General features: G+C 61.1%; 7 protein-coding genes. All 7 read left to right on the top strand.

From position 1 onward, the window contains the following. Positions 1–429: NADH-quinone oxidoreductase subunit B family protein (locus tag AAFM15_RS11515; protein ID WP_341686855.1), on the top strand; the 429-nt coding region annotated here is incomplete at its 5' end. Positions 430–441: 12 nt separating this feature from the next. Further along, positions 442–1,050 carry an NADH-quinone oxidoreductase subunit C gene (locus tag AAFM15_RS11510; RefSeq protein ID WP_341686854.1) on the top strand — a complete coding sequence of 203 codons (609 nt, stop codon included), beginning with the start codon at positions 442–444 and terminating at the stop codon, positions 1,048–1,050. Position 1,051: 1 nt separating this feature from the next. After that, positions 1,052–2,305 (top strand): NADH-quinone oxidoreductase subunit D, encoded by a 1,254-nt coding sequence (locus tag AAFM15_RS11505; RefSeq protein WP_341686853.1) that lies wholly within the window; start codon positions 1,052–1,054, stop codon positions 2,303–2,305. Continuing rightward, the gene (nuoE, locus tag AAFM15_RS11500; protein WP_341686852.1) at positions 2,302–2,787 is read left to right on the top strand and encodes an NADH-quinone oxidoreductase subunit NuoE; all 486 of its coding nucleotides are present in this window, start codon (positions 2,302–2,304) and stop codon (positions 2,785–2,787) included. Before AAFM15_RS11505 ends, nuoE begins: the two co-directional genes overlap by 4 nt. A 10-nt stretch (positions 2,788–2,797) precedes the next feature. Continuing rightward, positions 2,798–4,153: an NADH-quinone oxidoreductase subunit NuoF gene (gene nuoF / locus AAFM15_RS11495; RefSeq protein WP_341686851.1), complete on the top strand. Its 1,356-nt coding sequence runs from the start codon at positions 2,798–2,800 to the stop codon at positions 4,151–4,153. Positions 4,154–4,165: 12 nt separating this feature from the next. Continuing rightward, on the top strand, positions 4,166–6,271 hold the full coding sequence (nuoG, locus tag AAFM15_RS11490; RefSeq protein WP_341686850.1) for an NADH-quinone oxidoreductase subunit NuoG: 2,106 nt from the start codon (positions 4,166–4,168) through the stop codon (positions 6,269–6,271). After that, positions 6,268–6,715: NADH-quinone oxidoreductase subunit H (locus AAFM15_RS11485; protein WP_341686849.1), on the top strand; the 448-nt coding region annotated here is incomplete at its 3' end. The genes nuoG and AAFM15_RS11485, both read left to right, overlap by 4 nt.

Raw genomic sequence — 6,715 nt, 5'->3', positions numbered from 1 at the left:
GTGGTGAACTGGGCCAAAACCGGATCGCTGTGGCCCATGACCTTTGGTCTGGCGTGCTGCGCGGTCGAGATGATGCATGCGGCCACGGCCCGTTACGACCTGGCCCGTTTTGGTGCCGAGGTGTTTCGTGCCAGTCCGCGTCAGTCGGACCTGATGATCGTGGCCGGCACCTTGTGCAACAAGATGGCTCCGGCCCTGCGCAAGGTGTATGACCAGATGTCCGAGCCGCGCTGGGTGATCTCCATGGGTTCATGCGCCAACGGCGGTGGTTACTACCACTACAGCTACTCGGTGGTGCGCGGTTGCGACCGTGTGGTGCCGGTGGATGTGTATGTGCCCGGTTGCCCGCCCACGGCGGAAGCGCTGATCTACGGCATCATGCAGCTGCAGCAAAAAATCCGTCGTGAACACACGATTGCTCGCGTTTAAGGAGGCATGCAGATGACTGACTTTGCCATCCGTGCTGAAGACCTGCAAGACAAGCTGGCTGCGGCCCTGCAAGACCATGTGTGCAAGATCACTGTCGCCCTGGGCGAGGTGACGGTGCATGTGACCGCCGACCAGTACGTGGGCGTGATGAAAACATTGCGCGACGCTGAAGACTGCAAATTTGAACAACTGATCGACCTGTGCGGTGTGGACTACAGCGCTTACCGCGAAGTGGGCACCGAGGGCCCGCGCTTTGGTGTGGTGGTGCATCTGTTGTCGGTGAGCCTGAACCAGCGCGTGCGCGTCAAGGTGTTGTGCCCCAATGACGATCTGCCCAAGGTGGACTCGGTCAATGCGCTTTGGAACTCGGCCAACTGGTACGAGCGCGAAGCGTTTGACCTGTACGGCATCGTGTTCGAAGGCCATGCCGATCTGCGCCGTATCCTGACCGACTACGGCTTCATTGGTCACCCCTTCCGCAAGGACTTCCCGTTGTCGGGCCACGTGGAAATGCGCTACGACGCAGAGCGTCAGCGCGTGGTCTACGAACCCGTCACGATCGAGCCGCGCGAAATCACGCCGCGCGTGATCCGCGAAGAAAACTACGGAGGCCTGAACTGATATGGCCGAGATTAAAAACTACACGCTGAACTTCGGTCCCCAGCACCCGGCCGCGCACGGTGTGTTGCGTCTGGTCCTTGAGCTCGATGGTGAGGTCGTGCAACGCGCTGATCCGCACATTGGCCTGCTGCACCGCGCCACCGAAAAACTGGCCGAACACAAGACCTACATTCAGGCGCTGCCTTATATGGACCGTCTGGACTACGTGTCCATGATGTGCAACGAGCACGCCTACTGCCTGGCCATCGAAAAAATGCTGGGCATTGAGGTGCCGCTGCGTGCGCAGTACATCCGTGTGATGTTCTCCGAGATCACCCGTATCCTGAACCACCTGATGTGGCTGGGCTCGCACGGCAACGATTGCGGCAGCTCCACCATCCTGATCTACACCTTCCGCGAGCGCGAAGACCTGTTTGACATGTACGAGGCCGTCTCTGGCGCCCGTATGCATGCAGCCTACTTCCGTCCGGGTGGTGTGTACCGCGACCTGCCCGACAGCATGCCGCAGCACAAGGTCACCAAGGTGCGCAATGCGCGTGCGATTGCCCGCTTCAATGAAAACCGCAAGGGCTCCTTGCTGGACTTCATTGACGACTTTACCCAACGCTTCCCCAAGTGTGTGGACGAGTACGAAACCCTGCTGACCGACAACCGTATCTGGAAACAGCGTACGGTCGGTATCGGCGTGGTGCCGCCCGAGCGCGCCCTGAACCTGGGCATGACCGGCCCCATGATCCGTGGCTCCGGCTTTGCCTGGGACCTGCGCAAGAAGCAGCCCTACGACGCTTACGACAAAGTCGAATTCGACGTGCCTGTGGGTAAAACCGGTGACAGCTACGACCGTTACCTGGTGCGCGTGCAGGAAATGCGCGAGTCCAACAAAATCATCCAGCAGTGCGTGGCCTGGCTGCGCGCCAACCCTGGGCCGGTCATCAATGACACCGCCAAGGTGGCTGCGCCCAAGCGCGAGGACATGAAGTCCAACATGGAAGCGCTGATCCACCACTTCAAGCTCTTCTCTGAAGGCTTCAAAGTGCCCGAAGGCGAGGCCTACGCCGCCGTCGAACACCCGAAAGGCGAGTTCGGCATCTACATGGTCAGCGATGGTGCCAACAAGCCCTACCGCATGAAGATCCGCGCCCCGGGCTTTGCCCACCTTGCAACCCTTGATGAAATGGCCCGTGGCCACATGCTGGCCGACGCTGTGGCCATCATTGGCACCATGGACATTGTGTTTGGAGAGATTGATCGATGATCTCTGAAGCCACCCAAGCGCGTTTTGCGCGCGAAGTCGCCAAATTCCCGGCGGAGCAAAAACAGTCTGCAGTCATGCCGATCCTCTCGATCGTGCAGCAAGAGCAGGGCTGGGTCAGCCCCGAGAGCGAGCAGCTGGTTGCCGACTACCTGGGCATGCCTGTGATGGCCGTGCACGAAGTCACGACCTTCTACAACATGTACAACCAAAAGCCAGTGGGCAAGTTCAAGCTGAACGTCTGCACCAACCTGCCTTGCCAGCTGCGCGGCGGCCTGAAGGCCCTGCAGCACCTCGAAAGCAAGCTGGGTGTGCACGCTGGCGAAACCACCGCGGACGGCTTGTTCACGCTGCAACCCAGCGAATGCCAGGGTGCCTGCGCCGATGCGCCGGTGATGCTGGTCAATGACCGCCACATGTGCAGCTTCATGAGCCACGACAAGCTCGATCAGCTGATCGACAGCTTGCGTGCTGCAAAGGCCTGAGGACGCGAAGATGAACATTGAACAGATCCTCAACAGCTACAAGGCCACCGGCGTGGAGACCTGTTTCCACGGTCGCCACATCAACCCCCAGATCTACGCAGACCTCAACGGCAGCAACTGGCGCCTGAAAGACTACGAAGCCCGTGGCGGCTACGCAGCCCTGCGCAAGATTTTGGGCAAGGACGGCGGTGAAGGCCTGACGCAAGACCAGGTGATTGCCACCGTCAAAGAGTCCGGCCTGCGCGGTCGCGGCGGCGCGGGCTTTCCCACCGGCCTGAAGTGGAGCTTCATGCCTCGTCAGTTCCCCGGCCAGAAATACCTGGTCTGCAACTCGGACGAGGGTGAGCCTGGTACCTGCAAGGACCGGGACATCATGATGTACAACCCGCACACCGTGATCGAAGGCATGGCGATTGCCGCCTACGCCATGGGCATCAGTCAGGGTTACAACTACATCCATGGTGAAATCTTCCAGGTCTACGAGCGCTTCGAAGAAGCCCTCGAAGAAGCCCGCGCAGCTGGCTACCTGGGTGACAACATCATGGGCAGCGGCTTTAACTTCCAGCTCAACGCCTCGCACGGTTTCGGCGCCTACATCTGCGGCGAAGAAACTGCGCTGCTCGAATCGCTGGAAGGCAAAAAAGGCCAGCCGCGCTTCAAGCCACCGTTCCCAGCCAGCTTTGGTTTGTACGGCAAGCCCACCACCATCAACAACACCGAGACCTTTGCTGCGGTGCCCTGGATCATTCGCAACGGTGGCCAGGCCTACCTTGAAGCGGGTAAGCCCAACAACGGTGGCACCAAGATTTTTTCGATCAGTGGTGATGTGGAGCGTCCGGGCAACTACGAAATCCCGATGGGCACTCCCTTTGCCAAGTTGCTCGAGCTGGCTGGTGGCGTGCGCGCCGGTCGCCAGCTCAAGGCGGTGATTCCTGGCGGTTCGTCTTCGCCTGTGATTCCGGCCGAGATCATGATGAACCTGACCATGGACTACGACAGCATCGCCAAGGAAGGCGGCTCCATGTTGGGTTCGGGCGCCGTGATCGTGATGGACGACACCCGTTGCATGGTCAAGAGCCTGCAGCGCCTGTCGTACTTCTACGCCCACGAGTCCTGTGGTCAGTGCACGCCGTGTCGCGAAGGCACAGGCTGGCTGTCTCGCGTGGTAGACCGCATTGAAAACGGCGAAGGCCGCATGAGTGACCTGGACCTGCTCGACAGCGTGGCCGGCAACATCATGGGCCGCACGATTTGTGCACTGGGTGACGCAGCGGCCATGCCGGTGCGCGGCATGCTCAAGCACTACCGCCACGAATTTGAATACCACATCGCGCACAAGACCTGTGTGGTCGGTGCTTACGCTTGAGGTTGAACCGACATGGTTGAAATCGAACTCGACGGCAAGAAAGTGGAAGTGTCTGAAGGCAGCATGGTCATGCATGCTGCTGAAAAAGCCGGTCACTACATTCCGCATTTCTGCTACCACAAGAAGCTCTCCATCGCCGCCAACTGCCGCATGTGCCTGGTGGACGTGGAAAAGGCCCCCAAACCCATGCCCGCCTGCGCCACACCCGTGACGCAAGGCATGATCGTGCGCACCCGTTCCGACAAGGCCGTTTCGGCCCAGAAGTCGGTGATGGAATTCCTGCTGATCAACCACCCGCTGGACTGCCCCATCTGTGACCAGGGCGGCGAGTGCCAGCTGCAAGACTTGGCCGTGGGCTATGGCGGCACAAAGTCGCGCTACGAAGAAGAAAAGCGCGTCGTCTTCCACAAAGAGGTCGGCCCGCTGATCTCGATGGAAGAGATGAGCCGCTGCATCCAGTGCACGCGCTGCGTGCGCTTCGGTCAGGAAATCGCCGGCCAGATGGAGCTGGGCATGTCCAACCGCGGCGAGCACTCCGAGATCGAGACCTTCCTAGGCTCGACCGTGGACTCCGAGCTGTCGGGCAACATGATCGACATCTGCCCGGTCGGTGCGCTCACCAGCAAGCCTTTCCGCTACAGCGCCCGTACCTGGGAACTGTCGCGCCGCAAATCGGTGGCCGCCCACGATTCGTCGGGTGCCAACCTGATCGTGCAGGTCAAGAACAACCAGGTCATGCGTGTGGTGCCTCTCGAAAACGAAGAGGTCAACGAGTGCTGGATTGCTGACCGCGATCGCTTCTCTTACGAAGCCCTCAACAGTGAAGAGCGTTTGACCGCCCCCATGATCAAGCAGGGCGGCCAGTGGAAAGAAGTCGATTGGCAGACCGCGCTTGAGTACGTGGCCAATGGCCTCAAGAACATTCAGCGTGACCACGGTGCTTCCAGCATCGGTGCGCTGGTCAACCCGAGCAGCACGGTGGAAGAGGCCTACCTGGCCGGTAACCTGCTGCGCGCCCTGGGCTCGGACAACATCGATGCCCGTCTGCGTCGCGCCGAGTTCGTGGCAGGAGAGGGCGTGCAATGGCTGGGGACCAGCATTGCGTCGCTGTCCACGCTGCAGCGCGTGTTGGTCGTGGGCTCCAACCTGCGCAAAGACCACCCGCTGTTCGCGCAGCGCATTCGCCAAGCTGCACGCCAGGGCGCACAAGTCAATGCGATTGCCTCTGCCAAGCAATTGGCCAAGGCAGACGCCTGGGCCATGCCGCTGAGCACGGCTGTGGTGAGCGAGGCTTCCGACTGGGCGCTGGCACTGGCCGATGTGGCTGCCGCCATCGCTGTTGCCAAAGGCGTGACAGCGCCTGTCGCTGGCGAGGCATCGGAGCAGGGCAAAGCCATTGCCAACTCGCTGCTGAGCGGCGAACGAAAAGCCGTGTTGCTGGGCAACGGTGCCGCGCACCACGCCAATGCATCGAGCCTGCTGGCCCTGGCCAACTGGATCGGTGAGCAGACCGGTGCCAGCGTGGGTTACCTGACCGAAGCCGCCAACACCGTGGGCGTGCAGTGGGCCAAAGCCCAGCCGCAGTCTGGCGGCAAGAACACTGCCCAAATGCTGGACGGCAGCCTCAAGGCCGCGATCCTGCTGAACACCGAACCCGAGTTCGACACGGCTGCAGGCGCTGCTGCCGTGGCTGCTCTGGACAAGGCCGAGATGGTGGTCACCCTCAGCCCGTTCAAAGCCAACATGGCGTTCAGCGATGTGTTGCTGCCCATTGCCCCCTTCACTGAAACCTCGGGCAGCTTTGTCAACGCCGAAGGTCGCCTGCAAAGCTTCCACGCCGTGGTCAAGCCCCGTGGCGAGACCCGTCCGGCCTGGAAAGTGCTGCGCGTGCTGGGTAACTTGCTCGACGTGCCGGGCTTCAATTTCGAAACCTCGCAAGAGGTACTGGCCAAAGCCACCGCTCAGCCTTTGCAGTTGTCCAACGCCATTCGCGCCGATGTGCGTCTGGGTGGTTCGGTCAGCGAGCCGGTGGTGGCTGCCATTTACCAACTCGACGGCATCGTGCGCCGCGCTGCATCGCTGCAGCAAACCGCAGACGCCCGCAAGGAGGTCGCATGATCGACGCGCTGTACAACGCCGGCCTGAACCTGCTGGCCGATGCCTGGTGGACCACGATGGCGTGGCCAGTCATCTGGATCTTGCTCAAGATCGTGGCCGTGCTGGCTCCGCTGATGGGCGCTGTGGCTTACCTGACGCTGTGGGAGCGCAAGCTGCTGGGTTTCATGCAAGTGCGCATGGGGCCTAACCGTGTGGGCCCCTTTGGTCTGTTGCAGCCGATCGCTGACGCGCTCAAGCTCTTGACCAAGGAGCTGATCAACCCCACCGCCGCTAACCAAGGATTGTTCCGTCTGGGTCCGGTCATGGCCATCATGCCGGCCCTGGCCGCCTGGGTGGCTATTCCCTTCGGTCCCGAAGTGGCGCTGACCAACCTCAACGCTGGCTTGCTGCTGGTGATGGCCATCACCTCCATCGAGGTCTATGGCGTGATCATCGCGGGTTGGG

Origin of the sequence: Limnohabitans sp., from assembly GCF_038134685.1 — a bacterium.
GTDB lineage: Bacteria > Pseudomonadota > Gammaproteobacteria > Burkholderiales > Burkholderiaceae_C > Limnohabitans_A.
The sequence above is the reverse complement of the archived record's forward strand: the minus strand, read 5'-3'. Positions and strand labels throughout refer to the sequence as shown.

Excerpts from the sequence above, each read along its gene's own strand:
- AAFM15_RS11510 (WP_341686854.1), top strand. The coding sequence starts at position 442 with ATGACTGACTTTGCCATCCGTGCTGAAGACCTGCAAGACAAGCTGGCT.
- AAFM15_RS11505 (WP_341686853.1), top strand. The coding sequence starts at position 1,052 with ATGGCCGAGATTAAAAACTACACGCTGAACTTCGGTCCCCAGCACCCG.
- nuoE (WP_341686852.1), top strand. The coding sequence starts at position 2,302 with ATGATCTCTGAAGCCACCCAAGCGCGTTTTGCGCGCGAAGTCGCCAAA.
- nuoF (WP_341686851.1), top strand. The coding sequence starts at position 2,798 with ATGAACATTGAACAGATCCTCAACAGCTACAAGGCCACCGGCGTGGAG.
- nuoG (WP_341686850.1), top strand. The coding sequence starts at position 4,166 with ATGGTTGAAATCGAACTCGACGGCAAGAAAGTGGAAGTGTCTGAAGGC.